The sequence below is a fragment of the Azorhizobium oxalatiphilum genome (genome assembly GCF_014635325.1).
GTDB classification, from domain to species: Bacteria; Pseudomonadota; Alphaproteobacteria; order Rhizobiales; family Xanthobacteraceae; genus Azorhizobium; species Azorhizobium oxalatiphilum.
This window is the reverse complement of record NZ_BMCT01000001.1, coordinates 26867-52881: the sequence shown is the minus strand read 5'-3', so window position 1 is coordinate 52881 and position 26015 is coordinate 26867. Positions and strand designations below refer to the sequence as shown.

Here is a 26015-nt window from a genome sequence, read left to right as displayed (position 1 = left end):
CCGAGGGCCAGCCTCAGGCCGAGGGAGTCGCCACCGAGAAATAATTGACGTCCGTATCCGCCGCGATCCGCCATTCGCCGCCGAGCGGGTTGTAGACCATGCCCGCCAGCTCGCTCACGCTGAAGCCCGCCGCCGCCAGCACGGCCTCCAGTTCTTCGGGCGTGATGAACTTGTCCCAGCTATGGGTACCACGCGGCAGCCATCGCAGCACGTATTCCGCGCCCACGATGGCCAGCGCAAAGCTCTTGGCGGTGCGGTTGAGGGTAGAGACGATCATCACCCCGTTGGGGCTCACCATCTCCCCGGCCCGGCGCAGGAACAGGCCCACATCGGCCACATGCTCCACCACCTCCAGCGCCAGCACCACGTCGAACTGCTCGCCGGCATCCGCCAGTTCTTCGGCGGTGCCCTGCCGGTAGTCCACCACGACTCCGGCCTCGGCCGCATGGGCGGAGGCAATTGCGATGTTCTGGGGCGCGGGATCCACGCCCACCACCTCGGCGCCCATGCGCGCCAGAGGCTCGCTCAGCAAACCGCCGCCGCAACCGATGTCGAGGATGCGCAAACCTTTGAGCGGGCGCAAGCTGCGGGCATCATGGCCGAAGTGCCGCACCAGCACGTCGCGCACGAAACCAAGGCGCACGGGATTGATGGCGTGCAGCGGCGCCATCTTGCCCTTGGGATCCCACCAGGCCTCGCCGAGCGCGTCGAAACGGGCGACTTCGGTGGGGTCGATGGTCGCGTTCGCCGTCATGCGGGCCTCCTGTTCACGGGGAAATCTAGGCCGGCCCCATGGCCCGGACAAGGCAACGGGGCGCGGGCGAAAGCCCGCACCCCGTGTCATACTCTGAGATGAACCGTCCGCTCAGCCGCGAACCATGCCTACGATGTCCTTCACGTCACGGATGGTCTTGTCCGCGATCACCCGTGCCCGGTCGGCACCCTCCGACAGGATGGCGTCGATGGCCGAGACATCACCCATCAGGCGCTGCATCTCCTCGCCGATGGGGCCGAGCTTGGCCACCGCCAGATCCACCAGCGCCATCTTGAAGGTAGAGAACTGGCCGCCGCCATACTCGCCCAGCACCGCCTGCTTGGTGGTGTCGTTGAGCGCGGCATAGATGCCCACGAGATTATCCGCCTCGGGACGCGCCTTCAGGCCCTCTTCCTCGGACGGCAAAGGCTCCGGATCGGTCTTGGCCTTGCGGATCTTGGCGGCGATGGTGTCCGCGTCGTCGGTGAGGTTGATGCGCGAATTGTCTGATGCATCCGACTTCGACATCTTCTTCGCCCCGTCACGCAGGCTCATCACGCGCGTGGCCGGTCCCGCGATCAGCGGCTCGGTCATCGGGAAGAAAGTGTCATTATGGCCGTTGGCGACGATGGACGGCCCGAAGTCCACGTTGAACTTCTGCGCGATGTCGCGGGTCAGCTCCAGATGCTGCTTCTGGTCCTCGCCCACCGGCACATGGGTGGCGCGATAGAGCAGGATGTCGGCGGCCATCAGGCTGGGATAGGCGAACAGGCCCAGCGAGACATTCTCGCGGTCCTTGCCGGCCTTCTCCTTGAACTGCGTCATGCGGTTCATCCAGCCCATGCGAGCGACGCAGTTGAAGATCCAGGCCAGTTCGGCGTGGCCCGAGACCTGGCTCTGGTTGAAGACAATGTGGCGCTTGGGGTCGATACCGCAGGCGATGAAGGCAGCCGTGACCTCGCGGGTATGGCGCTTCAGCTCGGCCGGATCCTGCCACACGGTGATGGCGTGCATATCCACGACGCAATAGATGCACTCGTAGCTGTCCTGCAACGAGACGAAGCGCTTGATCGCCCCGAGGTAGTTGCCGAGATGCAGATTGCCGGTGGGCTGGACGCCCGAGAAGACGCGTTCCGCGACCGCCGCCATTGGCGACCTCCTGAAGGGCGTATGGACCGCCCGCACGATGAGAGCGGCACCGTGCGGCGCCGCCCGAAGATAAGGAAGGCGCGTCATGCCAGCCCCCGCCCCGTGATGCAAGGGTATGCGCTCTGGCATGCGCGCAACCGCCTCAGCCGATGCCATCCATGAAGGTACGCAGGGCCTCCTGCGTGGCCGCATCCCACAGCAGCGGCGCATGGCCCTGATCCTCCACCCGGTGGACAATGAGGCCCGGATGGCGCGCGGCCATTTCCGTCACGCTCGCTTCCGAGAGGATGTCCGACAGGGCGCCGTGGACGACCATGGTCGGGACGTCCGCAAATGCCTCGAAGGCGGGCCAGAGATCGGGAAGCGGCTTGGCGGGATCGAACGCCCGGAACGCCTCTTCCAGCGCCGGATCGTAGGCAAGGCGGGGCCGGCCGGCATCATCGCGATAGATCTGGCGGGCATAGCGCTCCCACTCCTCGTCCGAGAGGCCGGGAAAGAGAAAGCCCTGCGTTGCCTTCAGCTCGGCCACCATCCCCGGCCAGTCCTCCGGCACGGGCTTGCCCACATAGCCGGCGATGCGCGCAAGGCCCGCCGGCTCGATCACCGGGCCGATGTCGTTGAAGATGGCACCCGCGAACAGATCCACGCGCTTCAGCAGCGCCAGAGTCAGCATCACCAGCCCGCCCCGCGACGTGCCGAGAAAGATGGCCCGCGAGATGCCCAGCGCGGCCAGCCCCCGCAGCGTGTCCTGCGCCTCCTGAAGCGGCGTGTAGGTGGAAACCGGCCCATAGGCCGAGCCGCCCCGCCCGCGAAAATCGAAGCCGATCACCTGCCGGGGGGTCTCGGGATGCTGTGACAGAGCTTCCGCAAGCGCCTCGAAATCCCGCGAATTGCGGGTGAGGCCCGGCAGCAGAACCACCGGCAGGCGCGGCTGCGGCTCGCCCCATTGGCGGGCGAACAGGGCAAGGCCATCGGCACTCGGATAGGCAAGGAAACGCACGTCCACCGTCATGTGTTCTTCCCCGATCTGCGCCCGCGCCGGATGAGCGCAAGCATGACGCCTCCATAAACAAGCATCCCGGCCCCGATGAGCGCTGCCAGATGCAGCACCCCTGCAAGACTCTGGGGCCGCGGCGCCGGCCAGCTTGCGGCGAGGCCGAACACGGTCGCCGCCATGAGCAGGCTTGCCGTCACAAGGCCGGCCAGTTGCCGCAGCACGCGACCGTCCATGGCCAGATGGCCGCGCGCGGCCAGCAACAGCAGCATGGCCGAGGCGCTGAGCGTGGCGCTGAGCGCGATGCCGGCTACGCCAATGACCGTGCCAAAGCCGGCCGACAGGCCCGCCACCAGCAGCAGGCACAGAAGGAGCGAGCCGAGGCCGATCCGCTCCACGGCGCGGGTCAGCCCATGGGTCAGGGCGGTCGCCGCCAGCACCCGCTCCAGCCCCTGCGCGGGCAAGGCGAGCGCAAGCATGGCCAGCAGAGCCGCCGTCACCTGCGCATCCTCTGCGGTGAAACCGCCCCGCTGGTAGAGCACCGCGACGATGGGATCGGCCAGCAGCAGCAGGCCCAATGCCGCCGGCATGGCGAGGCTCAAAGCGGCGATCACGGCCCCGGTCGCCTGTCGCCCCGCACCACCGCCTCCGGCCACCAGCAGAGGCACCAGGACCGCACCGGCGCTGGCCCCCACAAGACCCAGCGGCAGATCCACGAGTCGCTGGGCGTAATTCAAGGCCGAGACGCTGCCGGGATCGGCGGAGAGCACCGCCGCCGCAAGAATGATGCGCAGTTGGGCCAGACCGGCGAACAGCAGGGCCGGCGCGCTGGCGCGCATCACGGTGCGGGCACCACGCCAATCGGCGGCAGCACCGCCGGGCAAGGCGGGCGAGCGCCGCGCGGCCCGCACCATCAGCGCCAGTTGGGCGATGCCCGCCGCCACCGTGGCGATAGCCATGGCGTGCGCCGCCTCGGCTGTGCCAATCAGGCCCTCGAAGGCGATGAAGACGATGGCGGACAACACCACGACATTCGCCAGCACGGGGGCCAGAGACGGCAGCACCACGCGCCCATCGCGGTTGGCCAGCCCGCCATAGACGGCAGCTGCCCCGGCGAGCGGGAGATAGAGCAAGGCGATGCGCCCGCAGGCGATTGCGAGATCCGCGCGCGCGCCGCCGGGCTCGAACCCCGGCGCCAGCAGCCGGATCAACGCCGGCATGAAGAGCCCGCCCAGCAGCGCGAACAGGCAGAGCAGAGCCAGCAGCAGCCAGAGCGTGGCGGTGGCGAGGGGGCGCGCAGCAGCGGAGCCGGCGGAGGCTTCGCGACGCACGAGGGCCGGAATCAGCGCGGCATTGAAGGCCCCTTCCGCCAGCAGGCGGCGTGCAAGCAGCGGCAAGGAAAGAGCGGCCATGAGCGCATCCGCCAACGGCCCGACACCCAGCACGGCTGCGGTTCCTGCATCCCGCGCGAACCCCAGCACCCGCGAGCCAAGGGTCGCGGCAGATACGAGCGAGGTGCGGACAAGAGCGGGGCGGGAAGGCGGAGGCATGGGCAGGCAGCTTTCGCTTCCGCTTATGGCAAAGGGGAAAGGGAGTGTCGATGCGGCCCAAAACAGAAATGCCCGCCAGAAGGCGGGCATTTCGTTTGCGTTACACTTGGGCCGGATCAGGCCTGCGGCTGCGGCTCGGCGCTACCCGGACCGGGGCGCGGGCGGTTCTTGCCGGCGGTCGGCACGGTCGGGCCGCGCGGATTGGCGGGCTCGATCACCGTGTCCCGCACCGGCGGCTTGCCGTCGAGCAGGTCGACGATCTCGTCACCCGAGAGCGTCTCGTATTCGAGCAGGCCGCGCGCGAGGGTTTCCAGCGCATCCGCCTTCTCGGTCAGGATCCGCTTGGCCTCGATGTAGCCTTCGTCCACCAGACGGCGCACTTCCTTGTCGATGAGCTGCGCGGTGGCTTCCGACACGCTCTGAGTGCGGCCCATGGACATGCCCAGGAACACTTCGTCCTGGTTGTCGCCATAGGCCACCTGGCCCAGCTCGCTGGAGAAGCCCCAGCGCGTCACCATCATCTTCGCAAGCCGGGTGGCCTGCTCGATGTCGGAGGCGGCGCCGGACGTGACCTTGTCATGGCCGAAGATCAGCTCTTCCGCCACGCGTCCGCCCATCATGATGGCGAGGCGCGAGGTCATCTGCTCGTAGGACATGCTGAGCTTGTCCCGCTCGGGGAGCTGCATGACCATGCCCAGCGCGCGACCGCGCGGGATGATGGTGGCCTTGTGCACCGGATCGGTGGCGGGAACCATCAGCGCCACGATGGCGTGGCCGCCCTCGTGGTAGGCGGTGAGCATCTTCTCTTCCTCGGTCATCACGAGGGAGCGACGCTCGGCGCCCATCATCACCTTGTCCTTGGCGTCCTCGAAGTCACCCATGGTGACCATGCGCTTGTTGCGCCGGGCCGCCATCAGCGCCGCCTCGTTGCAAAGGTTGGCGAGGTCCGCACCGGAGAAGCCGGGCGTGCCGCGGGCGATGACCTTGAGGTTCACGTCCGGGGCGATCGGGATCTTGCGGGCATGCACCTTCAGGATCTGCTCGCGGCCCACCACGTCCGGGTTCGGCACCACGACCTGACGGTCGAAGCGGCCGGGACGCAGCAGCGCCGGGTCCAGCACGTCCGGACGGTTGGTGGCGGCGATGAGGATGATGCCCTCATTGGCCTCGAAGCCGTCCATCTCCACGAGGAGCTGGTTGAGGGTCTGCTCGCGCTCGTCATTGCCGCCGCCGAGACCGGCGCCGCGGTGGCGACCCACCGCGTCGATCTCGTCGATGAAGATGATGCACGGGGCATTCTTCTTGGCCTGCTCGAACATGTCGCGCACGCGGCTGGCGCCGACGCCCACGAACATCTCCACGAAGTCGGAGCCCGAGATGGTGAAGAAGGGCACGTTGGCCTCACCCGCGATAGCGCGGGCGAGCAGCGTCTTACCCGTGCCGGGCGGGCCGACCAGCAGCACGCCGCGCGGGATCCGGCCGCCGAGGCGCTGGAACTTCTGCGGGTCGCGCAGGAAGTCCACGATCTCGGTCAGGTCGCTCTTCGCCTCGTCGATGCCGGCCACGTCCTCGAAGGTCACGCGGCCATGCGCCTCGGTGAGGAGCTTGGCGCGGCTCTTGCCGAAGCCCATGGCCTTGCCGCCCGCGCCCTGCATCTGGCGGGACAGGAAGATCCACACGCCGATGAGAGCGATGAAGGGCAGCCAGGACACCAGCAGGCTGACGAACCACGGCACGTTATCCGACGGCGGACGCGCGGTGATCGAGACGCCCTTGCCGTACAGACGCTGCACGAGAGACGGATCGCTCGGCGCGTAGGTCTGGAACTGGCGGCCATCGGTGAAGGCGCCCGAAATATTCGGACCTTCGATCACGACGTCTCGCACACGGCCCTGGTCCACGTCCGACAGGAGCTGGGAGAACGAAATATCGTTCGCGCTGCTGCGCTGGCCGGGGCTCTGGAAGAGCGAGAACAGCGCCAGCAGGAGCAGGACGATGATTACCCAAAGGGCAAAATTGCGTAAATTGGCGTTCATTGGTCCCTCATGGGGCACGGCTGACATCGTCGAGAAAGGCTGCAGGATCGCGAAAATCCGCCCGTCTCGCGTCGAAATCCCGCCGCGTCCTCCCGTAATCTAGGGGTCGCCCCCCGCCTTGCCAAGGACGAGCACTCCCCGACACGCTGAATTTGCTGCGATCCGGCTCTTAAACTTGATGATAGAACGCTTCACGATTTTGATTGCGATGCCAGCAAAGTCGAGCGCGCTCTCGTTCCCACCTGCCGCAAGGGTGCCGTAACGATACTCAGCGTCCCTTGCCTGAGGGTGACGACTGCCCCCGCAAGGGTCCGGCGCAGGCGGCTTCCGGTATCATGCGAGATGCGGAATGCCTCCAGCAGCCGTTCGGCCTTCGCCAGTTCCACGGTACCCTCGGAGGCCCGCGCCATCACGCCGCGCATCAGCAGACGCAGGGCGATCTCATCCGGCAAGGCGAAGAAACGGACTGCGTCCATGCGTAGCGGCCCTTCATCACCCCAGGGCTGAAGGCCCACCTCCGCCTGCGCGGTGTCGGTCTGCAGCTCCAGCGCGGCATCCGCACGGGCGGCGCGGCGGGCGAGCAAAGCAAGCCGCTGCGCATCCAGCCCCTCGCTTTCCAGCACCGGCGCCATCATGCGCAGCCGGGGACGGGTGAAGCGCGGGTCGGAGTTGCTGGGGTCCCGGACGAACGGCGTGCCGGAGGCCTCCAGGGTCGCCACCAGCCGTGCCTTGGGCAAATCGAGGAAGGGGCGCAGGATCGTCAGCCCCCGGCGCCGGGACACCTGCCGCATGGCGGCAAGCCCGGCGATGCCGGAGCCCCGGCATAGGCGGAACAGAACGGTCTCGGCCTGATCATCCAGCGTATGCGCCAGCGCGAGGGCATCGAGCCGGTTCTCGCGGGCGAACGCCTTCAGCAAGGTATAGCGCTCGTCGCGGGCGGCTTCCTGAATCCGCGTCCCGGGCTTCGGCCCCCGCCAGGGCAGCACCACGTGGGGCATGCCCAGATTCTCGCAAAGCGCGCCCACCCCGGCCGCCTCCGTGTCCGATCCCGGCCGCAGGCCATGATCGACGGTGGCGACACAGAAACTCGGGCCATCGAGCTGACTGTAGCGCCAATTGCGGGCCAGCAGCAGCAGAGCCGTGGAGTCCGGCCCGCCGGAAACGCCGAGCAGAATGCGGGAATGCCCACGGAAGAGGCCGAACAGACCTTCCAGCTCCTCATCAAGGATGGGATCTGCGCCGGGGCGCTCAGCAACCTGCACGTTTCTGCTCACGTTCGACAGCCTGACGCAGGCTGGACGTGGCGCGCGGGAACTTCCGGTCCACTTCGGCGAAGGTGGCACAGGCGGCCTCGCGCTCGTTCAGGGCGGCCAAAGACTGGCCAAGCCTCAACAAAGCGTCAGGAGCCTTGGTGGCGTTGGGATATTTGGTGGACACCTGGAGGAACTGCTCGGCAGCCTCCTTGTAGGTCTGCCGGAGATAGAGGCTCTCCCCCAGCAGATAGGTGGCATCGGGTGTCAGCCGATCGCCGGGATAGGCCTGCAGAAACTGGCGGAAGGTCTGCTCGGCGGCGGGATAGTCCTGCCGCTGCACATAAGAATAGCCGAGGTCGAACAAATCCTTGGGCGTGGAAGCCGGCAAGGCCGTCGGCTGCGCACCGGGGCGCTGGGCACCGCCGATATCGAGCGGCGCGCCGGTCGGACGGGGCGGCGCCACGGAAGCGCTGGCGGGCGAGCCGAGCGGCTGCGGCGAGCCGGGCGCACCGGGATCCTCGGTGGGATCGAAGGCGTCGGAGCGGCGACCGGGGGGCACAGCAGCCGTCCCGACACCCGGGCGCGGCACCGCGGGCGCCACCGCCGTCGGCGGGACAGCACCGCCCCGGGCACCCAGTTGCTGCTCCAGCTGCTGGTTCCGGTACTGAAGTTGTTCAATCTGGCCGGTCAGCTGGCGCAGCTGGTTCTCGATGCGCTCGACCCGCATCAGCAGTTCACTCTGCTGGGCGGTCGCCGCGGCATCGTTCTGCACATTGGCCGGCGGCTTGAAGATATCCCCGAACAGCCCGCCACCAGACTGCTGCGCCAAAGCCGGCCCACTCAGCGTCATCACGCAAATGAGGGCAGGCAAGACTTTTGAAAGGCCGTTACTGGTCATGGCGCCGTTACCGGAAGAACTTCAGGCAAATACATGGGTTATGCCCCGCGAACGCGCCACCTTAGTCGGGTGATCACGTCCAAAGTGTGGCCCACCAAAGTCCCCCGCCAGCGTAAAAAACATAAGAGCCGGCGCAGGTTACGCCGGCTCCTTTGCCTGACAAGAACGCAATCTGCGCCTCATGCGCCGGCAGGTGCGGGACCGGACCGGGACCATAAAGGCCCGCGGCCCCGCCTGCAACGGCGTACCTGCCAGCGACAACAGCCGTGTCGCCGGCACGGGGCATCAGCTGGTCGGGTTGAGCACCGTCACAGCGCGACGGTTCTGCGACCAGCAGGAGATGTCGTTGCACACCGCCACCGGACGTTCCTTGCCGTAGGAGATGGTGCGGATGCGCGCCGGATCGATGCCGCGCGACACCAGATAGTCACGCACGTTCTGGGCGCGGCGGGCGCCGAGAGCGATATTGTATTCGCGGGTGCCGCGCTCGTCCGCGTGGCCTTCGATGGTGAAGGTGTAGCGATTGTACTGCTGCAGCCACTGAGCCTGACGGTCCAGGATGGCGCGCGCCTCGGGCGACACGTCGGTCTGGTCGGTGTCGAAGAACACGCGATCACCGATGGAGACCACGAATTCCTGCGGTGAGCCGGGAGGGCCGCCGGCGCCACCCATGCCGGCACCGCCATTGGCATTGGGATTGTTGGCGCAAGCCGCAAGCGCCAGCATCACACCCATCATGGCGGCGAACCGGAGGCCGCGAGCGAAACCCATTTGAAGCATCCCGGAGTCTCCTTGTTGACTCAGCCCGGACAGTTGATCCTCGAGCCGGACCCCGGCGCCGTGGCGCGGATACCGGCCTGTGATTGGCAGAGCGGTCCGTCCAGCAGCGTGCGTTGCAAGCTCATCGACGGTGCTCTAGCAGTCGCTTGGTTAAGCGGAGGTTCCGCCCATCCCTGCATTCCCTGCCCCAAAGGCCTCAAGGGCCGCTTCGGGGCAAAGACTGCGAATTATGGTTGCCGTTTCCTAAAGATGACCCGCCGCCCGGAGGGGCGATCGGCAGTCCGGCAAGCTGTGCAGCGGCAAGCCCCTGCACAGGCACGGCCTAGCAGTGGCCACGGCCCGTGGCACCAAGATGGCGAAGAGGTGGGGTTAAGGCGGCGGCAGCGTTTGCCTTAGGCTGTGACCTTCCGGCCACAGCCCGGATTCAGGCCCTGATGTAGGCCCTTGGGCTCAGGAGCGCAGCGGCGACCAGGCAGGGTCCGAACCGTAGCTCGGGGTGGGCACCCGCTGCTCGTTGTAGCCGGTCACGTCGATGGTGAAGATGTTCGGTCCGCCGCCACCCGGCGGATCACGGAAGAACATGATCACGCGGCCATTGGGAGCAAACGTCGGGCCTTCGTTGTGATAGCCCTCGGTGAGCACGCGCTCGCCCTGCCCGTCCGGGCGCATCACGCCGATGGCGAACTTGCCCTCGGACTGACGGGTGAAGGCGATGACATCGCCGCGCGGCGACCAGACCGGCGTATTGTAGCGGGCATTGCCGAAAGAAACGCGGCGCTGGCCCGAGCCGTCCGCATTCATCACATAGATCTGCGAGGAGCCGCCGCGATCGCTCTCGAAGCAGATCTGCCGGCCGTCCGGCGAATAGCAGGGCGCAGTGTCGATGGCCGGCGTATCGGTGAGGCGGGTGGTCGCCTTCGAGCGCAGGTCCATGACGAAGATATTGGCGTTCACGCCCTGCTGCAGGCTCATGATCACCCGCTGCCCGTCCGGCGAGAAGCGCGGCGAGAAGCTCATGCCGGGGAAGTTGCCGACGATCTCGCGTTGCCCGGTCTCGATGTTCAGCAGATACACGCGCGGGTCGCCCTGCGCGTAGGACATGTAGGTGATTTCCTGGCTGGTCGGCGAGAAGCGCGGGGTCAGCACGAGAGCGTCGCCACGCGTGAGATAGGTCACGTTGGCGCCGTCCTGGTCCATGATGGCGAGGCGCTTCACGCGCCGGTCCTTGGCGCCGCTCTCATCCACGAACACGATGCGGGTATCGAAATAGCCCTTCTCGCCGGTGAGCCGCTCATAGATGGCATCGGCGATGATATGGGCCACCCGGCGCCAGTTCTCCGGCTGGGTGAAATACTGCTGGCCCATGAGCTGCTGGCCGGCGAACACGTCCCACAGCCGGAACTCGGCCTTCAGGCGTCCGTCGCCCTGCCGGGTCACACGGCCGGTGACGAGACCCTGCGCATTGATCACGCGCCAGTCCTGGAAACGCGGCGCCATATCCGGGTTCGAGATCTGCTCCACGAACGCCTTGGGGTCGATGGGCGCGAACAGGCCGGAGCGCTTGAGATCGGCGGCGATGACACCGCTGATGGCCCGGCCCTGCTCCACCTCGCCGACGAAGTCGGTGATGGCGATCGGGATCGGCTGGGGCGTGCCGGAGGTGATCTCCAGCTTGAGGGCCGCGCGGGCGGCGCCTGCCGTCAGCAGCGAGGAGCCCACCACGGCGCCGGTGCCGGTGAGCACCGCGCGGCGCGACAGACCAAGATCGGAAAGGCCGGAGATCGTGCGCTGGAAAGGGTTCATGTTGTTCTCTTCGATTAGCGGACGCGGCCGAGCATCTGGTCCAGACTGAAGCCCATCTCGATATCCTTCCAGCTGTCGTACTTGTTGGCCGGAAGGAAGGTGTAGGGCGCACAGCGGATGATGGCGCGCGTGGCGCTGTCCGCGAAAGCGGGGGCATAGGGAGAAGACGCCGGCGTCACGCCCGTCACCTGGGGCTGAACCTGAAGCGAGCCGTCGGGCTTGAAGCGAACCGAGATCACCGCGCGCAGATCGCCGGCATCGGAGGCACCCGCCGGCGGATTCCAGCAGGACTGGATACGCGCCTGAAGGGCTGCGATGTCGCTCATGGTCAGCGTCTGCGCCTCGCCACGCGGCGCGCCCAGTGAGGCGGTCTGCGAGACCTGCTGATCGGCGGCGGCATTGCGCTGGGGCGTGCGCTTGTCGAGAAGCGCTGCGATACGGTCGGTGTCGAATTTTTCCTGCGACTGCGCATTCGCCGTAGCGGGCTGCGGCTTCGGCGGAATGACGGTTGGGCGGCGCTGCGGCGGCGGAGGCGGCGGCTGGGTCTGCGCTTCCTGCTTCTGCTGATCCTTCTTGGGATCGGCTTTGAGGCCCTCATCCGCCTTCTGCTCCACCTTGGGCTCCGGCGGCTTGTCCGCCTTGGGCGGGGTCGGCGCGGGCTTGGGCTCTTCCACCTTGGGGGTGGGAGGGGTGGGCTTCGGCTCTTCGGGACGCGGCGGCGCAGGGGTAGGCGGCGGCGGGGGAGGAGGCGGCGCGGAGGCCTTGATCTCTTCCTTCTCCGTCACCTTCAGATTGGGATCCTCGACCGGCTTCGGGGCATCGACCTTCTCGGCGACAACCTTCTTGGTCTCGGTCTTCTTGCCCCGCTCGTTGCCCTTGGTCATCTGGGTGAATTCGGACGCGGTGATCACGTCCACGTTGAGCGGTTCAGGCTGGGGCGTGTCGAAGGGGCTCGGCGTCGCGAAGGACACCAAGGCCAGAACAACCACACCCGCATGGGCGAGGCTCGATGCGATAAGCCCGGCACGCATCCCGATCCGCTTCAGCCCCCTTTTTCCATTTCGCTCAAAAGACCCACCCGCTTGAAACCGGCGGCCGACAGACGTTCCATCACCTGCATCACCGTCTTGTAGTCCACGCGCTTGTCAGCGCGGACGATGATGCGTTCCTCACGGTCATTCCCGGCAACAGCCAAAAGCCTTGCCTCAAGCTCCTCCGGCTTGACCTCGTGCTCCGCGATGAAGATCTGCCCCTTGTCGTTCACCGTCAGCACGATGGCGGTGCGGCTCGCCGCTGCGACCGGCGTCGAAGGCAGTTCCACCGGCACGCCGGCGGTCAAAAGCGGCGCGGCGACAAGGAGCAGAGCCTGCGGCGCCGCCAGATCGGAAAGAACGGGCGTCTGCGCATTCAGCGACCCGGACGCGGCGGAGGCTCCCGGCGTCGCCATGGACGCCAGAGCCACACTCGCGTGGGCGAGGCTCAATGCAACAAGACCCGTCAGCATTCCGATACGCGTCAGCCTCACTGTTCCGTTTCCGTCACCAGCGCCACCCGCTTGAAGCCGGCGGCCGACAGGCGACCCATCACCTGCATCACCGTGCCGTAGTTCACGGTCTTGTCGCCGCGAACGAAGATGCGTTCCTCGTAGCCGTTCTGGGCGATCGCCTGGAGCTTCGCCACCAGCTCGTCCGGCTTGATCTCGCTCTCCTGGAGGAAGATCTGCCCCTTGTTGTTCACCGACACGGTGAGGGGATCCTTGTCCTGGTTCATGGACTTGGCCTGCGTCTGCGGCAGGTCCAGCGGCACGCCCACGGTCAGCATGGGCGCAGCCACCATGAAGACGATCAACAGCACCAGCATGACGTCCACCATGGGCGTCACGTTGATTTCGGCCATCACCGCGCGGCCACCGCGTCGCCGCGACCGCCGGCTCGTCCATGCGCCTCCGGCGCCGCCTCCGCCCATGCCCATGGTCGATCAGCCCCGCTCGTCGATCTGCCGCGACAGGATGGCCGAGAACTCGTCGGCGAAGCCTTCGAGCCGCTGCGCCTGCCGCGAAGCCTGCGAGACGAACTTGTTGTAGAAGATCGTCGCGGGAATGGCCGCAATGAGGCCCATCGCCGTCGCGAACAAGGCTTCCGCGATGCCGGGCGCCACAACCGCCAGATTGGTGTTCTTGGATGCGGCGATGGCCTGGAACGAGGTCATGATGCCCCACACCGTGCCGAACAGGCCGACGAAGGGACCTGCGGACCCCACCGTCGCCAGCACCAGCAGCCGGCTTTCCAGCCGCTCCACCTCGCGGGCGATGGTGACGTCCATCACCTTCTCGATGCGATGGTTGAGGCCGGTGAGCGACTTCGCCCCGCCCTCATAGGTGCGCTTCCACTCGCGCATGGCGGCGACGAAAATGGCGGCCATGGCCTGATTGGGCCGGCCGGCGAGCGAGCGATACAGCTCCTCCAGGCTCTGGCCCGACCAGAACACCTGCTCGAAGCGGTCCATCTCCTTGCGGGTGCGACCGAACAGGATGGTCTTGTCGACAATGATCGCCCAAACCCAGATGGAGGAGACCACCAGGCCGATCATCACCAGCTTGACGACGAAATGGGCCTGAAGGAACAGGCCGATCAGGGAGATATTGGCGCTCGGCGCCGCAAGGGCGGACGAGCCAACCTCCGACTGCGCGAAAGCAGTGGTGGCGGCGAGCACGAGCAGCGTCGCCAGCGTCGGCATCAGCTTCTTCATCGACGCCCCCGCGACCGGATGGCAAGTTTCATCTTCAATCCTCGGCTGGCCCGACCGCGCGATGGCAAAGAGCTTCGGTCCCCGCCCCCGCTGGCAAAGTCCTCCCGCTCTTTCACGGGGGACTCTGTCCAAACTTGGGCGGCGGGACCGCAACGCAACATGCGGTGGCGCGCAGCGAACCTACCGGAATTAAGCTTAAGGGACGGTTATCACTGCGGTGCGGCGGCACCGGCGGCCACGGTGGCGTCCTCCAGCGTGGCCTTGCGCAGCGCATCGGGTATGCGCTTGGCGCGGCCCTGGGAGACGAAAGCCACCCGCACGAGAGCCGAGATCAGCTCCTCCCCGCCCCGCCGGACCGACTGGGCAAGGGTAATGGAGGCGCCCGCCACATCCTTGGAGAGGGTCACGACCTCCAGCACATCGTCGATTCGCGCCGGCTTCTTGAAGTCGATCTGCATGGAGCGCACGACGAAATGGAAGCCCGGCGCCTCGGCGGCAGCCTCCGCGAACAGTTCGCCCTGCACCACGCCCAAGAGGCGCATGTAATCGGAGCGGCCACGCTCCATGAACTTCAGATAATTGGCGTGATAGACGATGCCGGAGAAGTCGGTGTCCTCATAATAGACCCGCAGCACGAGGCTGTGCCCGCCGGGGATCAGGCGGCCGGCCAGATGCGGGTGGGCCTCAAGCTCACCGGGCGCCGTGGCGCGTTCGCCGGACAGATCAAGCTTCATCCAAGTTTCCTCAAGCTCCATGGGGCGGCCGAACACCGGGCCGCAACTGCGCTCCCCGGCCGTGTCCCGCCTTCAAACGGCTGAATTATGGTTCGTGGCCGTCTCTAATCACCTTCGTCGAACAGCGGCAAGGCGCTTGGCGGCCTTTGCGGCTCGGCGATGCCCAGATGCCGGAAGGCGCCGGAGGTGAGCATGCGCCCGCGCGGCGTGCGCTGAACAAACCCCTGCTGCACCAGATAGGGCTCCACGATCTCCTCGATGGCATCCCTCGGCTCGGACAGCGCCGCCGCCAGCGTCTCCACGCCCACCGGGCCGCCGCCATAATGATCGGCGATCACCTTCAGATAGCGCCGGTCCATGGCGTCGAGCCCGGCCGCATCCACATCCAGCGCCATCAGCGCCTTGTCGGCGATCTTGCGGTCGATGGCGTCAGCCTCTTCCACCAGAGCGAAATCGCGCACCCGGCGCAGCAGGCGGCCGGCGATGCGCGGGGTGCCACGCGCCCGGCGCGCGATCTCACGCGCCCCCTCCGGCACAATGCCGATGCCCAGCACGCGGGCGCCACGGGTGACGATGTATTCAAGCTCTTCCAGCGTATAGAAAACGAGCCGCACGGGGATGCCGAAGCGATCCCGCAGCGGCGTGGTCAGCAGACCGGAACGGGTGGTTGCCCCCACCAGAGTGAACTTGGGCAGCGATATCTTCACCGAGCGCGCCGCCGGCCCTTCGCCGATGACGAGGTCCAGCTCGTAATCCTCCATGGCCGGATAGAGGATTTCCTCCACCTGCGGCGCGAGGCGATGAATCTCGTCGATGAAGAGCACGTCGCGCTCTTCCAGATTGGTAAGGATGGCGGCGAGATCGCCGGCCTTGGCGATCACCGGGCCGGAGGTGGAGCGGAAGCCGACCCCCATTTCCTTGGCCATGATCTGCGCCAGCGTGGTCTTGCCGAGGCCGGGGGGGCCTACGAACAGCACATGGTCCAGCGCCTCGCCGCGTGCGCGGGCGGCCTTGATGAAGACCTCGAGGTTGGAGCGCGCCTGCGCCTGCCCGACGAAATCGGCGAGGCGCTGCGGCCGCAGCGTCGCATCGGCCTCGTCCTCGGGACGGGAATCAGCGGTCATCAGTCGGGGAGCCATGACGCCTTGTGCCATCGTGCGCGACGCGTTTCCAGTCGCTTCGCGCGGCAGCGCGGCCGGCAAGGCGCCGCGCCGTCAGATCCGGCGGGCTCCCAGCACCGCTTTCCAATGATCGAGGCGCTCGGAGAGCGCCTTGCCGCGCAGATAGGGATCGGTCTCCTCCGCGAGCGTCTCCACGACCTCGACCCGCAACACCTTCTCGGCCAGCGCGTTCCACGCCCGCTGGAGCGCGGCGTTGGGATGGGAGCCATGGTCGAGCGTGAAGCGCAGCCGGTTCTCGACGCTGGTCAGGTTCGGGCTCTGCCCCACCCACACCTGCCCACCGCAATGCACCGCATAGATGCCTGCCGGCACCTTCCGTTCCTTGTAGGCCGCGATGACGGCCTTCTTCCGCGCATTGTCCATTTGACGCCCCATTTTTATCCGGATGTAATTGCATTTCCATATTCACCCGGATAAAAATCTGCAAGCTCATTTCAAGGGACACGCCGTGACCACTTCCCCCTCGCCCGCCTTCACCGCATTCGCCGGCCAGAGCCGGATCGCCGCCGGGCCACTGGCCGAGGTCGCCCGCGCCGTGCGGACGGCGAACGACGGGCTGACGGACAGTCTGCTGGTGTTCGACGATGCGACCGGCAAGGTGGTCGATCTGGATCTGCGCGGCACGGCGGACGAAGTCGCCACGCGCTATGCCCTCGCCAACAACGCCGAGGCGAAGCCGCGCGGGCGCGGCCGGCCGAAGCTCGGCGTCGTGGCGCGGGAGGTGACGTTGCTGCCGCGCCATTGGGACTGGTTGGCGGCCCAGCCCGGCGGTGCGTCCGTGGCGCTGCGTCGGCTGGTGGAGGAGGCGCGGCGCGCCGATGCGCCGCGCCAGCAGACGCGGGCAGCGCAGGAAGCCGCCTATCGCTTCATGAGCGCCATGGCCGGCAATCTTCCCGGCTTCGAGGAAACATCCCGCGCGCTCTTTGCCGGCGACCGGCTCCGCATGGAACAGGAGACCGCAGGCTGGCCCGACGACATCCGCGTTTACGCTTTGGAGCTTGCCTTCCCGGAGCCGGCTGACGCCTGAGGCCTATTTCGCCAATTCCTTGAGGCCGAGGCGGATCAGCACCTCGGTCTTCGCCCCCTCCCCGGCCCCCCGCGAGGCAGCAGCGATGGCGGCGTGCGCCTGCGGCATGGCATAGCCGAGGTTGACCAGAGCGGACACGGCATCCGCCACTGCGCCACCCGCCGCATCCACGGCCGCCACATCGGCGGCGAGCCGGGCCATGGAAGGATCCACCGACACGAGGGTCGGTATCTTGTCCTTCAGCTCGGTGACGAGGCGGGCGGCAACGCGCGGCCCCACGCCCGGCGCGCGGGAGAGCGCCGCCTTGTCGCCCAGCGCGATGGCCTGCGAAATCTCGGACGGCTTGAGCGTGGACAGCACGGCGAGTGCCGTCTTGGTGCCGATGCCCTGGATGTTCTGGAGCAGGCGGAACCATTCCCGCTCGCTCTCGGTGGTGAAGCCGAACAGCCGGATGGCGTCCTCGCGCACATGGGTCTCGATCAGCAGCACCGCCGCCTCGCCCTGACGCGGCAGGGCCTGCAGGGTGCGGCCCGAGCACTGCACCACATAGCCGACGCCGTGCACGTCGAGGATCACATGGTCATCGGCGTAGCTGTCCACCACGCCCTTCAGTTTGCCGATCATCGCGTCCTGTCCGTGCCGGCCTCAGCCGAGCGAGCCCCAGAGAAAAACGAGGGTGGCGAGGAGCCCCAGCCCCGTGCGCACCATGTGAAGCTGGCCCCAGATAGCGATCAGATGGGCGCTCTCCGCCCCCGCCTGCCCGTCCGGCATGGCCATGAGCCGCCGGTTGGTAGGCATGATGCCGACAAGGGTGAAGGGCACGTTGGCCAGCAGCAGCACCGCGCCCGAAAGGAAATACCAGCGCCCGGTGGCGCCGAAGGCGATCGCACCGAGCACAAAGCCCAGCACAGCCAGACCCGCCTGCATCACCAGGCCTCGCCGGTAGGCCGGCTTCCAGTGCGACAGCATGGGATGGGGCGCCAGTTGCAGGCGCGCCGGCTGCTCGGCCACATTGATATAGAGAGCGGCACCGGCGAACAGGGCCGCGTCCACCAGCGCAAGTTGGCCCCACAGCATCCGATCCCTCCCACAGTGCCGGGCTGACGGACCGATCCTACAGCGCCGCGCGCCGAAGCGCAGCAGCACCGCGATGGTGGGCATGGGTTACGGCGATGGCGAGCGCATCCGCCGCATCCTCCGTCTTGGGATCCGCCTTGGGCAGCAGAACGCCGATCATCATGCGGATCTGCGCCTTTTCCGCCCGACCTGCCCCCACCACAGTCTTCTTCACCAGCAGGGGCGCGTATTCCGCCACCGGCAGGCCGGCCTGCGCGGGAGCCAGCATGACCACGCCCCGCGCCTGTCCCAGCTTCAGGGTGGAGGCCGGGTTCATGTTCACGAAGGTCTCCTCCACTGCCGCCTCCTGCGGAAGATGGCGGGAGAGCACCTCCGCCAGCCCCTGATGCAGCAGGGCGAGACGATCGGCCATGGGGGCCTTCTCGGGAGGAAGGATAGTGCCGCACGCCACGTAGGAGAGGCGGGTGCCCTCGGCCTCGATGACGCCCCAGCCCGTGCGGCGCAGTCCCGGATCAAGACCGATGATGCGAATCATGCCTGTTGCCATGGCGCCAACCTGCGCCGGAGCGGCATCGGATACCAGCACAAAGCGAGAACAAGCTTAAGAAGCTTCAAGCCATGGGCGGCTCGTCATTCCCGCAGAACCGTTCACACGTCTGCGGGAATGGCTCGGGCTCAGCGGGAGGCGGACTTGCGGGGCGCGCTGTCGGCGGGACCGGCCACTTCCCATTCGGGGCGCACCGGCACGGCATTGGCGCTTTCCACCACCTTGCCCGGCGTGAAGGCGGCCACAGCCGCCTTGGCCCGGTCGACCATGCCGCCCTCCGCCTTGGCCGCCACTTCGTCACGCTTGCGCGCGCCTTCGGTGTCGCCCTGATTGGCGGCGAGCGAAAACCATTTCCAGGCCTCCGCCCGGTCCACCGCCCCGGCGAGGCCGCGGGAATAGATGACGCCGAGATTGTACTGGCTGTCGCGCAGGCCGAGTTCGGCCGCCTTGCGGAACCAGTTCAGCGCATTCATCCAGTCCGGCTTGCCATCGATGCCATCGGAATAGAGCACGCCGAGATTGTGCATGGAGCGCAGGTTGCCGCGATCCGCCGCCCATTGGTAGAGCTTGCGGGCCTCCTGAAGATTGCGGCTGTTGTGCTCATACATGCTGCCGAGACGGTAGGCCGCCGGCACCGAACCACGCGATGCTCCGAACGCCAGCCACTTCATGGCGGCGCTGTTGTCCACGTCCGTACCCTTGCCGTCCGCATAGCGGATACCGACCTCGCTGGCCGCATCCGGATCGCCGGCGGTGGCCGCGCTCTTGAGCGCAGCCGGGCCCACCGGCGGCGGCAGGGTGCCCAGAAGGGCCTTGTCCACGGGGGCGCCACCGCTGACAGACGGCATGGCAGGCGCGGAAACCGCAGCCTGCAGGCCAAGCAGACCGCCTTCCTGCTGCGTCAGCTTGTAGGTCAGGAAGCCGAGGCCGGCCGCGACGACGGTCACTGCCGCCATACGCACGGCCAGATTGAGGCGACGGGCGGATTCGCGCTGGCGCACCATGGCCGCGCCCTTTTCCCGATGCTCGGCCCGATCGGCGGCGGCTACCCAGTCCGTGCGCGACCGGGGACGCGGCCGGTCTTCCGCGGAATCGACGAGCGCCGCCTCCAGCGCCGTCATGTGACGGGCCGACCAATCACCGCCCGGCCGCAGATCGCCAAGGCCCAGCCTCTCATCGGCGAAGGCCCGCCCGCTCATCCGCCGCCGCTGCTCGGCGGAGGACAGCATCTCGCGCAATTCGCCCTGCCAGGGCGCTTCGGTGACAGCAGCCTCCGCCACGGTCACATCCGCCACCTGCCAGACCTCGCGCCCCTCGACCGGGCGCGCATCCATTGGGCGCGCGGCGGCATGCCGCGTCAGGCTTCCGAGGAGGGCGGCCAGCTCGTCCTGCGATACCTCGATGCTCACAGTTTCCGGGGCATCAGCCTCCGGAGGAGCGTCGTGCTGAACCGTAGCCGGCCCGGAGGCGCGATCCGCGACCATGCCCGCAGGCATGTCCTCAACCAGACCGGAAGGCGCATCGGCCACAGGCCCGGCCTGCAGCCGGCGCATCTCGGTGGTGAGGGACTGCAACAGCCGCTCGATCCCATCGAGCCGAGCCAGCTGCGCATTGGCGCTGCTGCCCAGGCGCTCGGTCAGGGACACCAGATGGTGCTCCAGCACGTCCACGATCGGGCCGAGCGCTTCCTGATCCACGGCGCTGCCGGAATCCAGGCGCTCCAGCAACTGGGCAATCCCGCTGGAGAGCCGCTCGTCGCCATCCGGCCCAAGCGCCTTCACCTCACGGGAGAGCCCATCCAGGCGCTCGCGCAGGGACTGGAATTCATCGGCGACCGGAACCGCCCCGCTCTGAAGCGCCACATGCTGGGTGAGACGCGTCTCAAGCGTTTCCAGCGCCTTGGCGGCAGCCCGCTCGAAATCGGCACTGGCATGAACGATGGCGGTAACGGCATTGCTGCCGATCTGCTGCAACTGGCTGGTCGTCTCCGCAGATCCCTCGGCCACGGCGCCGCGGGACAACAGGCTCGCCACCAGATCCTTCAATTCCGCGGTCTGGCGCTGGAGACGGGCGACGGCGATGGGGTCCACCGCCTTGGCATCGAGTATGTCGAGCTTGCGGGACAGGGCCGCCACCGCAGCCGCCACCACCGCGTGCGGCTGCTCCGCCACCATCGGTTCCGGTTCGGAGACGACCTGCGAGGCTTCAGCCTCGGCATGCCGGTCGGCGGCAGGCGGGATCAGAGCATCCAGCGGGGCTTCCGCCACGGGCTGGACATGGGGAAGGGTCAGATCGGCATCGGGCGGGATGACATGGTCCTCGATCGCGGCAGCCGGAGCGATCTCCTGTGCCTCGATCGGGACCGCTGCCGTGACCTGTGCCGCTTCGGGCTCGGGGGCTCGTCTCGGGGTCTCGCGCAGCACGTCGAACGAATAGGTGCTGCGCAGGCGCTCCACCTCGCCACGCAGATGGTCAATGGTCCAGGGCGACAGAGCAACGTCCACCGACGGGGCCGCCGCACTCATCCCTGCCATGTACATGGTACCGTCACCGCGATCCATGTCCGCCTCCCGCAACCGGCGCAGGCACCGCCAAATCAGCCTGCGAATCGATTGCACCAGCATCCGGAGGTTTTGGTAAACGGACTCTTAAACCTTGAAAAGACGGGATGCGTAACTGTTACTTTCCCTTACGGAGCCTGCAACACGCTCCCGGTTTCCGTCAGGTGCGCGTACCTAAATCTTCGAGGGGCTTACGAATTCGGCCGCGATCCCCGTCCCGTCAGGGGATGTGGCGGTGCCGATACAGCTCACACGAGGAGAGTTGGATGGACGCAAATACTTTCGATGCGCTTGGCTCGTCGGCGATTCCCGGCCGGTCCTATGCGGCCGAAGACGTTTACACGATCGGCGACCTCGCCCGGGAGTTCGGCGTCACTCTGCGCGCGCTTCGCTTCTATGAGGACAAGGGGCTTCTCTCCCCCCGCCGTGAAGGCCTCGCCCGCCTTTACAGCCCGTCCGACCGCGAGCGCCTGACGGTGATCCTGAAGGGCAAGCGCCTCGGCTTCACCCTGGCCGAGATCCGCGCCCTTGTGGCCGCCCACGAAGGCCATGGCGGTCGTGACCTCGCCCTGACGCGCGAGCGCTGCATGACCCAGCTCTCCCAGCTCGAGCGCCAGCGCGCGGACATCGACGCGGCCATCGCCGAACTGCGCGACACCGCCGACCGCCTCGCCGCGGCGGCCTGAACCAAAAAAGGCCCGGCTGATCCAGCCGGGCCTTTTTGTATGGTGCGCAAAGCGCCGTAACGCGGAACAAGCTCAGCCGTTGAGCTTCTCCACCAGAGCGTCGGACAGCTCGAAATTGGCCGTGACACGCTGGACGTCGTCATTGTCCTCCAGCGTCTCCACCAGACGCAGCAGCTTCTCGCCGGTGTCGTCATCCACCGCGATGGTGTTCTGCGGCCGCCATATCAGGCCAGCCTTGCGCGGCTCGCCGAACGTGGCTTCCAAAGCCTTCTGCACTTCGGCCAGGCTCTCCACCGCGCACACCACCTCGTGGGTCTCCTCGGAGGAGTTCACGTCGTCGGCGCCAGCCTCGATGGCCGCTTCCAGCAGCGCGTCGGCATTCACCTTGGTCGCGTCGAACTCGATGGCGCCGAGGCGATCGAACATGAAGGACACGGATCCCGTCTCGCCCAGGTTGCCGCCCGACTTGGTGAAGTAGGAGCGCACTTCCGAGGCGGTGCGGTTGCGGTTGTCGGTCAGCGCTTCGACGATGACGGCCACGCCACCGGGGCCATAGCCCTCGTAGCGGATCTCGTCATAATTCTCGCCATCGGCCCCCGAGGCCTTTTTCACGGCGCGCTCGATATTGTCCTTCGGCATGTTTTCCGCGCGGGCGGCGAGGATCGCGGCGCGCAGGCGGGCGTTCATGTTCGGGTCGGGCAGGCCCATCTTGGCCGCCACGGTGATTTCGCGCGCCAGCTTGGAGAACAGCTTGGAACGCACCGCGTCCTGCCGGCCCTTGCGGTGCATGATGTTCTTGAATTGTGAATGTCCGGCCATTGCCGCCTCCGATGTCTTTTTCGATCGCTCCCGCGCGCCCCCGGCAAAGCCGGCCGCGAGGTCATGAACCCGTTCCAGATGCCGCCACTCGCCGCCTTCGCTGACTGACGAAGCGGAAGGACAGGCGCCGCCCGGAGCGATCCCGATCCACTGCGCGCGCCTTATAAGTTGCTCAGACGGCAAAGGGCAAGAAAGCAGCCCTCCCGTCGCCCTGCGGCCCGTCAGCTCTCCCAGAAGGTGGGCCGCGCCTCGGACAATCCACCGCCCAGCCGCACCGCTGCCACCTGCCGGGCCAGACCCGTCGCCGGGTCCGTCTCCACCGCGATCCCGCACAGGGAGGCCGGGCCCGTTGCCGGCTCGAACCGGCCAGCGCCGATCTTGCGGGTGAAGCGGCGCAGGGGCTCTTCCTTGTCCATGCCGATCACGCCGTCATAGCTGCCGCACATGCCGGCATCGGTCAGATAGGCCGTACCGCCGGGCAGGATGCGGTGATCGGCGGTGGGCACATGGGTGTGCGTGCCGACCACGAGACTGGCCCGTCCGTCGCAATAATAGCCGAACGCCTGCTTCTCGCTGGTGGTCTCCGCATGGAAGTCCACCACCACCGCATCCACCACACGGCCAAGCTCGATGCCATCGAGTACCCGGTCCACCGCCGCGAAGGGGTCGTCCATGGGATCCATGAAGGTGCGGCCCATGACATTGACCACCAACGCCCGCTCTCCCTTGCGGGTCTCCACCATGGCCGCGCCGCGCCCCGGCGTGCCCGGCGGATAATTGGCCGGCCGCACGAGGGCTTCCGTCCGCTCGATGAAGACGAGCGCCTCGCGCTGGTCGAAGGAATGGTTGCCAAGAGTCACCGCATCGGCGCCCGCCGCGCGAATGTCTTCATAGATGGCCTCGGTGATGCCGAAGCCGCCGGCCGCGTTCTCGCCGTTGACCACTACGAGATCGAGCGCCCAGTCGGACACGAGGCCGGGAAGCCGGCTCATCACCACGTCCCGGCCGGTACGGCCGACCACGTCACCGAGGAAGAGAATGCGCATGCAAACCGCCGAATGAAAGAAAGCCCGCTTCCGTTATCATCCCGTCCAGCGGTTCGTCATGGGGTTCCGCGGGAATCGCCGCCGTTTCCTGGCAGGCGAAAGCCAGACCGAAGGCGCGGACCTGTTTCCGGCTCCGCAGGAGGGAAAGGGTGCGGTCGTAATAGCCGGCGCCGTAACCGATACGTGCGCCCACCCGGTCGAAAACCGCCAGCGGCACGATCAGATCGTCGGGGATCACCTCGGGCGCATCCGGTGCCGACGTAGGAATGGCATAGGCACCTTCGGGGGCCAGCGGATCGTCCGCACGCCAAAGGCGGAACAGCAACGGCTGGTCACGGCCAACGATGACGGGGAGCGCCACATTCGCGCCCGCTGCCCGCAGCAGGCTCGCCAGAGGAAAGGTGTCGATCTCGTCCCGGAACGGCGCAAACAGCGCCACCGTCCGTGCCCTCACATCGCCGAGCGCAGCAAGTGCATGCCGGCTGGCCGCCTCGGAGGCGGAGGCACGGGTCGCATCGCCCATGGCGGTGCGCCGGGCCAGAGCCTCTGACCGCAAGCGCGCCTTCAGTGGGCGGGAGGGGGAAGGAGGGGACGCGGTCATAAATCTAAGTGCGGAGCCGCAAAAGCCGTCGAATGGCGATCCCGGGAAACCTACAACGTAGGTGGGCGCCGTATGTCCAAGCCCACGGGCGAGGTCAGGTACAGCTCCCTTAAGGATCGATAAGGCCCCGGGGAAAAGTATCCTAACGAGCCCCGCAGCCCCGCCCGATGAATGTAGGGCTTGCGCACCTTTCGCGCTAGGGGCTTGCGTAAGCCATCCCGCGCAATCTCGTGAACCTCAGCCCATGCCGATGACGGTCTTCTCGCGCGGGGCGAGATCCACCGCGAGACGCTCGATGCGCTCGGCCACATCGTCGATGGTCCTGGCCACCGCTTCCTCGCCGGCCTCCAGCCGCGCCAACGCCGAGGCGCGGGCATCCCGCTGGCCTTCCAGATCGCTCTCCAGCGCGCGGATGCGCTTGCGGGCCTCGGCCAGTTCGTCGGAAATGGTGATGGCCGCCATGACGGTCAGGCGCTGGTCGCCGATCTCGCCGAAGGTGACGCGCAACTGGTTGATGCGGGCATCGATATCGGCGCCGAGGCGCATCAGATGCTCCTCCTGCCCCTCGTCGCAGGCCATGCGGTAATAGCGCCCGGCTATGGTGACACTGACGTGCGCCATCCTGTCCTCACCCACCCCGTCGTTCAGTGGCGCCAGACTCAGCCGCCATGGGATCAGCCGCCATGAGTCGCCAGCACGTCGCGGATGGTGGTCATGGCCACGTCGAGCCGGCGTGTGACCTCCCGGCTCACTTCCGCCACCTCGGCCGCTTCCGCCCGCGCCTGATCGAGTTCCGCCGCCAGCCGCGCTCTGTCATTGCCGAGCGCGTGCAGTTGGGCCTGAAGCGCCTCCTGATGGCGATCCACTTCCCGCCGCCGGTCCAGCGTATCGGACAGGCGATCCAGCGCGGCGTGGAGACGCTGCGTGGCCGCCTCGATGGGGCTGAGTTCGGGTGGGCGTTGCTTCAGGGCGTACATGGCTTACGAATGTAGCCGAGTCGGCGGCGAAAGGGCCATAGTTTCGCGGACGTCAACCCAAAAGAGAATGAAGGCATTCTTGCAGTCCTCCGGCGCGGGCCTTAGGGCTTTTGCCCCAAGGTGAAGGTCAAGCTGAGCCAGAGGGAGCGAAATGAGGATGCGGGCGCGCGCAATATTCATGGCCGTCGCAGTCGCGGGCGCCACACTCCTCAATGCGGCGGCGATCCCCCCGGCCTCAGCCCAACAGGCCCCTGCGGCCCAGACCGCAGCCCAGACGCCCGAAGGCCTCGTGCGCGATCTCTACCAGAACTACCTGGAAACCGCGCCGGACACCGATGTGGGCTTCGACTTCACCGAGCCGGCGGTGGCCCGGCGCTATTTTGACGGCTCGCTCGCAGCCCTCGTCGTCGCCGACGCCAAGTCAGCCGAGCCGAAGCTGGACTTCGATCCCTTCGTCGATGGGCAGGATTTCGAGATCAAGGCGGTCTCCACCAGGACCACGCTCTCCACAGGCAGCACCGCCACGGTGGAGGCCGATTTCGAGAATTTCGACGAACGCAAGCATCTCACCTTCAAGCTGGCGAAAACCAAGGCCGGGTGGCGCATCAGCGATGTGGAGTGGGGCGGGGACCGGCAATCCCTGCGACAGATGCTCACGAAAACAAGACGTTGAGCGCGTTTCCGCGCAGATGCCCGGATTTTGTAGCCGCCTTGATCGCAGGCAGTTTGCTGCAGCGAAACGTCCCGCGACCATGAATCACGCGTGCGAAATCGTTCTCTGCCTTGACCTTGCC

The 26015-nt window shown here is 67.1% G+C and carries 28 protein-coding genes and 1 other RNA gene; 3 read left to right on the top strand and 26 right to left on the bottom strand.

The genetic code is table 11. The features are described 5' to 3' along the window. Positions 1-13: 13 nt before the first annotated feature. The 16 genes from ubiG to IEW24_RS00200 form a co-directional block, all read right to left on the bottom strand. Positions 14-754, bottom strand: a complete 741-nt coding sequence (ubiG, locus tag IEW24_RS00275) for a bifunctional 2-polyprenyl-6-hydroxyphenol methylase/3-demethylubiquinol 3-O-methyltransferase UbiG (RefSeq protein ID WP_188574313.1) — start codon at positions 752-754, stop codon at positions 14-16. 111 nt (positions 755-865) lie between these two features. After that, complete coding sequence (gene trpS, locus IEW24_RS00270; RefSeq protein WP_188574310.1) at positions 866-1903, bottom strand: tryptophan--tRNA ligase; 1038 nt, start codon at positions 1901-1903, stop codon at positions 866-868. A gap of 142 nt (positions 1904-2045) precedes the next feature. Continuing rightward, entirely contained in the window at positions 2046-2915 is an 870-nt protein-coding gene (locus IEW24_RS00265; protein WP_188574308.1) for an alpha/beta fold hydrolase, read from the bottom strand. Further along, on the bottom strand, positions 2912-4447 hold the full coding sequence (gene murJ / locus IEW24_RS00260; protein WP_188574306.1) for a murein biosynthesis integral membrane protein MurJ: 1536 nt from the start codon (positions 4445-4447) through the stop codon (positions 2912-2914). The genes IEW24_RS00265 and murJ overlap by 4 nt, the downstream gene beginning before the upstream one ends. A 116-nt stretch (positions 4448-4563) precedes the next feature. Next, positions 4564-6483, bottom strand: a complete 1920-nt coding sequence (gene ftsH / locus IEW24_RS00255; RefSeq protein WP_188574304.1) for an ATP-dependent zinc metalloprotease FtsH — start codon at positions 6481-6483, stop codon at positions 4564-4566. Positions 6484-6674: 191 nt separating this feature from the next. Then, entirely contained in the window at positions 6675-7757 is a 1083-nt protein-coding gene (tilS, locus tag IEW24_RS00250; RefSeq protein WP_244644060.1) for a tRNA lysidine(34) synthetase TilS, read from the bottom strand. Then, on the bottom strand, positions 7732-8565 hold the full coding sequence (ybgF, locus tag IEW24_RS00245; protein ID WP_244644059.1) for a tol-pal system protein YbgF: 834 nt from the start codon (positions 8563-8565) through the stop codon (positions 7732-7734). The genes tilS and ybgF overlap by 26 nt, the downstream gene beginning before the upstream one ends. A gap of 354 nt (positions 8566-8919) precedes the next feature. After that, a complete protein-coding gene (pal, locus tag IEW24_RS00240) occupies positions 8920-9414 on the bottom strand; it encodes a peptidoglycan-associated lipoprotein Pal (RefSeq protein ID WP_188574302.1) in 495 nt (164 codons plus the stop codon). Positions 9415-9864: 450 nt separating this feature from the next. Further along, entirely contained in the window at positions 9865-11217 is a 1353-nt protein-coding gene (gene tolB, locus IEW24_RS00235) for a Tol-Pal system beta propeller repeat protein TolB (RefSeq protein ID WP_188574300.1), read from the bottom strand. A gap of 14 nt (positions 11218-11231) precedes the next feature. After that, positions 11232-12248, bottom strand: a complete 1017-nt coding sequence (tolA, locus tag IEW24_RS00230; RefSeq protein WP_188574299.1) for a cell envelope integrity protein TolA — start codon at positions 12246-12248, stop codon at positions 11232-11234. 11 nt (positions 12249-12259) lie between these two features. Further along, positions 12260-12721: an ExbD/TolR family protein gene (locus IEW24_RS00225; RefSeq protein WP_244644057.1), complete on the bottom strand. Its 462-nt coding sequence runs from the start codon at positions 12719-12721 to the stop codon at positions 12260-12262. A 17-nt stretch (positions 12722-12738) separates the two neighbouring features. Continuing rightward, positions 12739-13188 carry a protein TolR gene (gene tolR, locus IEW24_RS00220; protein WP_188574297.1) on the bottom strand — a complete coding sequence of 150 codons (450 nt, stop codon included), beginning with the start codon at positions 13186-13188 and terminating at the stop codon, positions 12739-12741. Positions 13189-13194: 6 nt separating this feature from the next. Next, complete coding sequence (gene tolQ, locus IEW24_RS00215; protein WP_188577201.1) at positions 13195-13953, bottom strand: protein TolQ; 759 nt, start codon at positions 13951-13953, stop codon at positions 13195-13197. Between the two features lie 221 nt (positions 13954-14174). Then, complete coding sequence (ybgC, locus tag IEW24_RS00210) at positions 14175-14699, bottom strand: tol-pal system-associated acyl-CoA thioesterase (protein ID WP_188574295.1); 525 nt, start codon at positions 14697-14699, stop codon at positions 14175-14177. Positions 14700-14803: 104 nt separating this feature from the next. Continuing rightward, positions 14804-15823 (bottom strand): Holliday junction branch migration DNA helicase RuvB, encoded by a 1020-nt coding sequence (ruvB, locus tag IEW24_RS00205; RefSeq protein WP_244644055.1) that lies wholly within the window; start codon positions 15821-15823, stop codon positions 14804-14806. Between the two features lie 90 nt (positions 15824-15913). Beyond that, the gene (locus tag IEW24_RS00200; RefSeq protein ID WP_188574291.1) at positions 15914-16243 is read right to left on the bottom strand and encodes a GIY-YIG nuclease family protein; all 330 of its coding nucleotides are present in this window, start codon (positions 16241-16243) and stop codon (positions 15914-15916) included. Positions 16244-16328: 85 nt separating this feature from the next. Here IEW24_RS00200 and IEW24_RS00195 point away from each other — a divergent pair, with 85 nt between their 5' ends. After that, positions 16329-16907, top strand: a complete 579-nt coding sequence (locus IEW24_RS00195; protein ID WP_188574288.1) for a DUF2239 family protein — start codon at positions 16329-16331, stop codon at positions 16905-16907. Between the two features lie 3 nt (positions 16908-16910). Here IEW24_RS00195 and ruvA read toward each other — a convergent pair whose 3' ends face one another. From ruvA to IEW24_RS00175, 4 genes are all read right to left on the bottom strand, one after another. Next, complete coding sequence (ruvA, locus tag IEW24_RS00190; protein ID WP_188574286.1) at positions 16911-17531, bottom strand: Holliday junction branch migration protein RuvA; 621 nt, start codon at positions 17529-17531, stop codon at positions 16911-16913. Between the two features lie 21 nt (positions 17532-17552). Further along, entirely contained in the window at positions 17553-17984 is a 432-nt protein-coding gene (locus tag IEW24_RS00185) for an anthrone oxygenase family protein (protein WP_188574284.1), read from the bottom strand. A 37-nt stretch (positions 17985-18021) separates the two neighbouring features. Then, entirely contained in the window at positions 18022-18531 is a 510-nt protein-coding gene (ruvC, locus tag IEW24_RS00180; protein ID WP_188574282.1) for a crossover junction endodeoxyribonuclease RuvC, read from the bottom strand. 128 nt (positions 18532-18659) lie between these two features. After that, on the bottom strand, positions 18660-21092 hold the full coding sequence (locus IEW24_RS00175; protein ID WP_188574280.1) for an SEL1-like repeat protein: 2433 nt from the start codon (positions 21090-21092) through the stop codon (positions 18660-18662). Positions 21093-21358: 266 nt separating this feature from the next. On the opposite strand from IEW24_RS00175, the gene IEW24_RS00170 reads away from it, so the two are divergent. Continuing rightward, positions 21359-21778, top strand: coding sequence for a MerR family transcriptional regulator (locus IEW24_RS00170; RefSeq protein WP_188574278.1), 420 nt, complete (start codon positions 21359-21361; stop codon positions 21776-21778). A 72-nt stretch (positions 21779-21850) separates the two neighbouring features. Here IEW24_RS00170 and IEW24_RS00165 read toward each other — a convergent pair whose 3' ends face one another. The 6 genes from IEW24_RS00165 to IEW24_RS00140 form a co-directional block, all read right to left on the bottom strand. After that, positions 21851-22597, bottom strand: coding sequence for a YebC/PmpR family DNA-binding transcriptional regulator (locus IEW24_RS00165; protein WP_188574276.1), 747 nt, complete (start codon positions 22595-22597; stop codon positions 21851-21853). A gap of 221 nt (positions 22598-22818) precedes the next feature. Beyond that, positions 22819-23643, bottom strand: a complete 825-nt coding sequence (locus IEW24_RS00160) for a TIGR00282 family metallophosphoesterase (protein ID WP_188574274.1) — start codon at positions 23641-23643, stop codon at positions 22819-22821. Further along, positions 23621-24244 (bottom strand): 5-formyltetrahydrofolate cyclo-ligase, encoded by a 624-nt coding sequence (locus tag IEW24_RS00155; RefSeq protein WP_188574272.1) that lies wholly within the window; start codon positions 24242-24244, stop codon positions 23621-23623. The genes IEW24_RS00160 and IEW24_RS00155 overlap by 23 nt, the downstream gene beginning before the upstream one ends. A gap of 9 nt (positions 24245-24253) precedes the next feature. Further along, positions 24254-24408: non-coding RNA, 6S RNA (ssrS, locus tag IEW24_RS00150), on the bottom strand. Between the two features lie 73 nt (positions 24409-24481). Continuing rightward, on the bottom strand, positions 24482-24865 hold the full coding sequence (locus tag IEW24_RS00145; protein ID WP_188574270.1) for a cell division protein ZapA: 384 nt from the start codon (positions 24863-24865) through the stop codon (positions 24482-24484). 53 nt (positions 24866-24918) lie between these two features. After that, positions 24919-25221 carry a DUF4164 domain-containing protein gene (locus IEW24_RS00140; RefSeq protein WP_188574268.1) on the bottom strand — a complete coding sequence of 101 codons (303 nt, stop codon included), beginning with the start codon at positions 25219-25221 and terminating at the stop codon, positions 24919-24921. Between the two features lie 178 nt (positions 25222-25399). On the opposite strand from IEW24_RS00140, the gene IEW24_RS00135 reads away from it, so the two are divergent. Then, positions 25400-25894 (top strand): DUF3828 domain-containing protein, encoded by a 495-nt coding sequence (locus IEW24_RS00135; protein WP_188574266.1) that lies wholly within the window; start codon positions 25400-25402, stop codon positions 25892-25894. Positions 25895-26015 lie beyond the last annotated feature (121 nt).

Bases quoted from the DNA above. Each gene is read 5' to 3' on its own strand.
- ubiG (WP_188574313.1), bottom strand. From the start codon at position 754: ATGACGGCGAACGCGACCATCGACCCCACCGAAGTCGCCCGTTTCGAC.
- trpS (WP_188574310.1), bottom strand. From the start codon at position 1,903: ATGGCGGCGGTCGCGGAACGCGTCTTCTCGGGCGTCCAGCCCACCGGC.
- IEW24_RS00265 (WP_188574308.1), bottom strand. From the start codon at position 2,915: ATGACGGTGGACGTGCGTTTCCTTGCCTATCCGAGTGCCGATGGCCTT.
- murJ (WP_188574306.1), bottom strand. From the start codon at position 4,447: ATGCCTCCGCCTTCCCGCCCCGCTCTTGTCCGCACCTCGCTCGTATCT.
- ftsH (WP_188574304.1), bottom strand. From the start codon at position 6,483: ATGAACGCCAATTTACGCAATTTTGCCCTTTGGGTAATCATCGTCCTG.
- pal (WP_188574302.1), bottom strand. From the start codon at position 9,414: ATGCTTCAAATGGGTTTCGCTCGCGGCCTCCGGTTCGCCGCCATGATG.
- tolB (WP_188574300.1), bottom strand. From the start codon at position 11,217: ATGAACCCTTTCCAGCGCACGATCTCCGGCCTTTCCGATCTTGGTCTG.
- tolA (WP_188574299.1), bottom strand. From the start codon at position 12,248: ATGCGTGCCGGGCTTATCGCATCGAGCCTCGCCCATGCGGGTGTGGTT.
- IEW24_RS00225 (WP_244644057.1), bottom strand. From the start codon at position 12,721: ATGCTGACGGGTCTTGTTGCATTGAGCCTCGCCCACGCGAGTGTGGCT.
- tolR (WP_188574297.1), bottom strand. From the start codon at position 13,188: ATGGGCATGGGCGGAGGCGGCGCCGGAGGCGCATGGACGAGCCGGCGG.
- tolQ (WP_188577201.1), bottom strand. From the start codon at position 13,953: ATGCCGACGCTGGCGACGCTGCTCGTGCTCGCCGCCACCACTGCTTTC.
- ybgC (WP_188574295.1), bottom strand. From the start codon at position 14,699: ATGAAGCTTGATCTGTCCGGCGAACGCGCCACGGCGCCCGGTGAGCTT.
- ruvB (WP_244644055.1), bottom strand. From the start codon at position 15,823: ATGACCGCTGATTCCCGTCCCGAGGACGAGGCCGATGCGACGCTGCGG.
- IEW24_RS00200 (WP_188574291.1), bottom strand. From the start codon at position 16,243: ATGGACAATGCGCGGAAGAAGGCCGTCATCGCGGCCTACAAGGAACGG.
- ruvA (WP_188574286.1), bottom strand. From the start codon at position 17,531: ATGATCGGCAAACTGAAGGGCGTGGTGGACAGCTACGCCGATGACCAT.
- IEW24_RS00185 (WP_188574284.1), bottom strand. From the start codon at position 17,984: ATGCTGTGGGGCCAACTTGCGCTGGTGGACGCGGCCCTGTTCGCCGGT.
- ruvC (WP_188574282.1), bottom strand. From the start codon at position 18,531: ATGGCAACAGGCATGATTCGCATCATCGGTCTTGATCCGGGACTGCGC.
- IEW24_RS00175 (WP_188574280.1), bottom strand. From the start codon at position 21,092: ATGGATCGCGGTGACGGTACCATGTACATGGCAGGGATGAGTGCGGCG.
- IEW24_RS00170 (WP_188574278.1), top strand. From the start codon at position 21,359: ATGGACGCAAATACTTTCGATGCGCTTGGCTCGTCGGCGATTCCCGGC.
- IEW24_RS00165 (WP_188574276.1), bottom strand. From the start codon at position 22,597: ATGGCCGGACATTCACAATTCAAGAACATCATGCACCGCAAGGGCCGG.
- IEW24_RS00160 (WP_188574274.1), bottom strand. From the start codon at position 23,643: ATGCGCATTCTCTTCCTCGGTGACGTGGTCGGCCGTACCGGCCGGGAC.
- IEW24_RS00155 (WP_188574272.1), bottom strand. From the start codon at position 24,244: ATGACCGCGTCCCCTCCTTCCCCCTCCCGCCCACTGAAGGCGCGCTTG.
- IEW24_RS00145 (WP_188574270.1), bottom strand. From the start codon at position 24,865: ATGGCGCACGTCAGTGTCACCATAGCCGGGCGCTATTACCGCATGGCC.
- IEW24_RS00140 (WP_188574268.1), bottom strand. From the start codon at position 25,221: ATGTACGCCCTGAAGCAACGCCCACCCGAACTCAGCCCCATCGAGGCG.
- IEW24_RS00135 (WP_188574266.1), top strand. From the start codon at position 25,400: ATGGCCGTCGCAGTCGCGGGCGCCACACTCCTCAATGCGGCGGCGATC.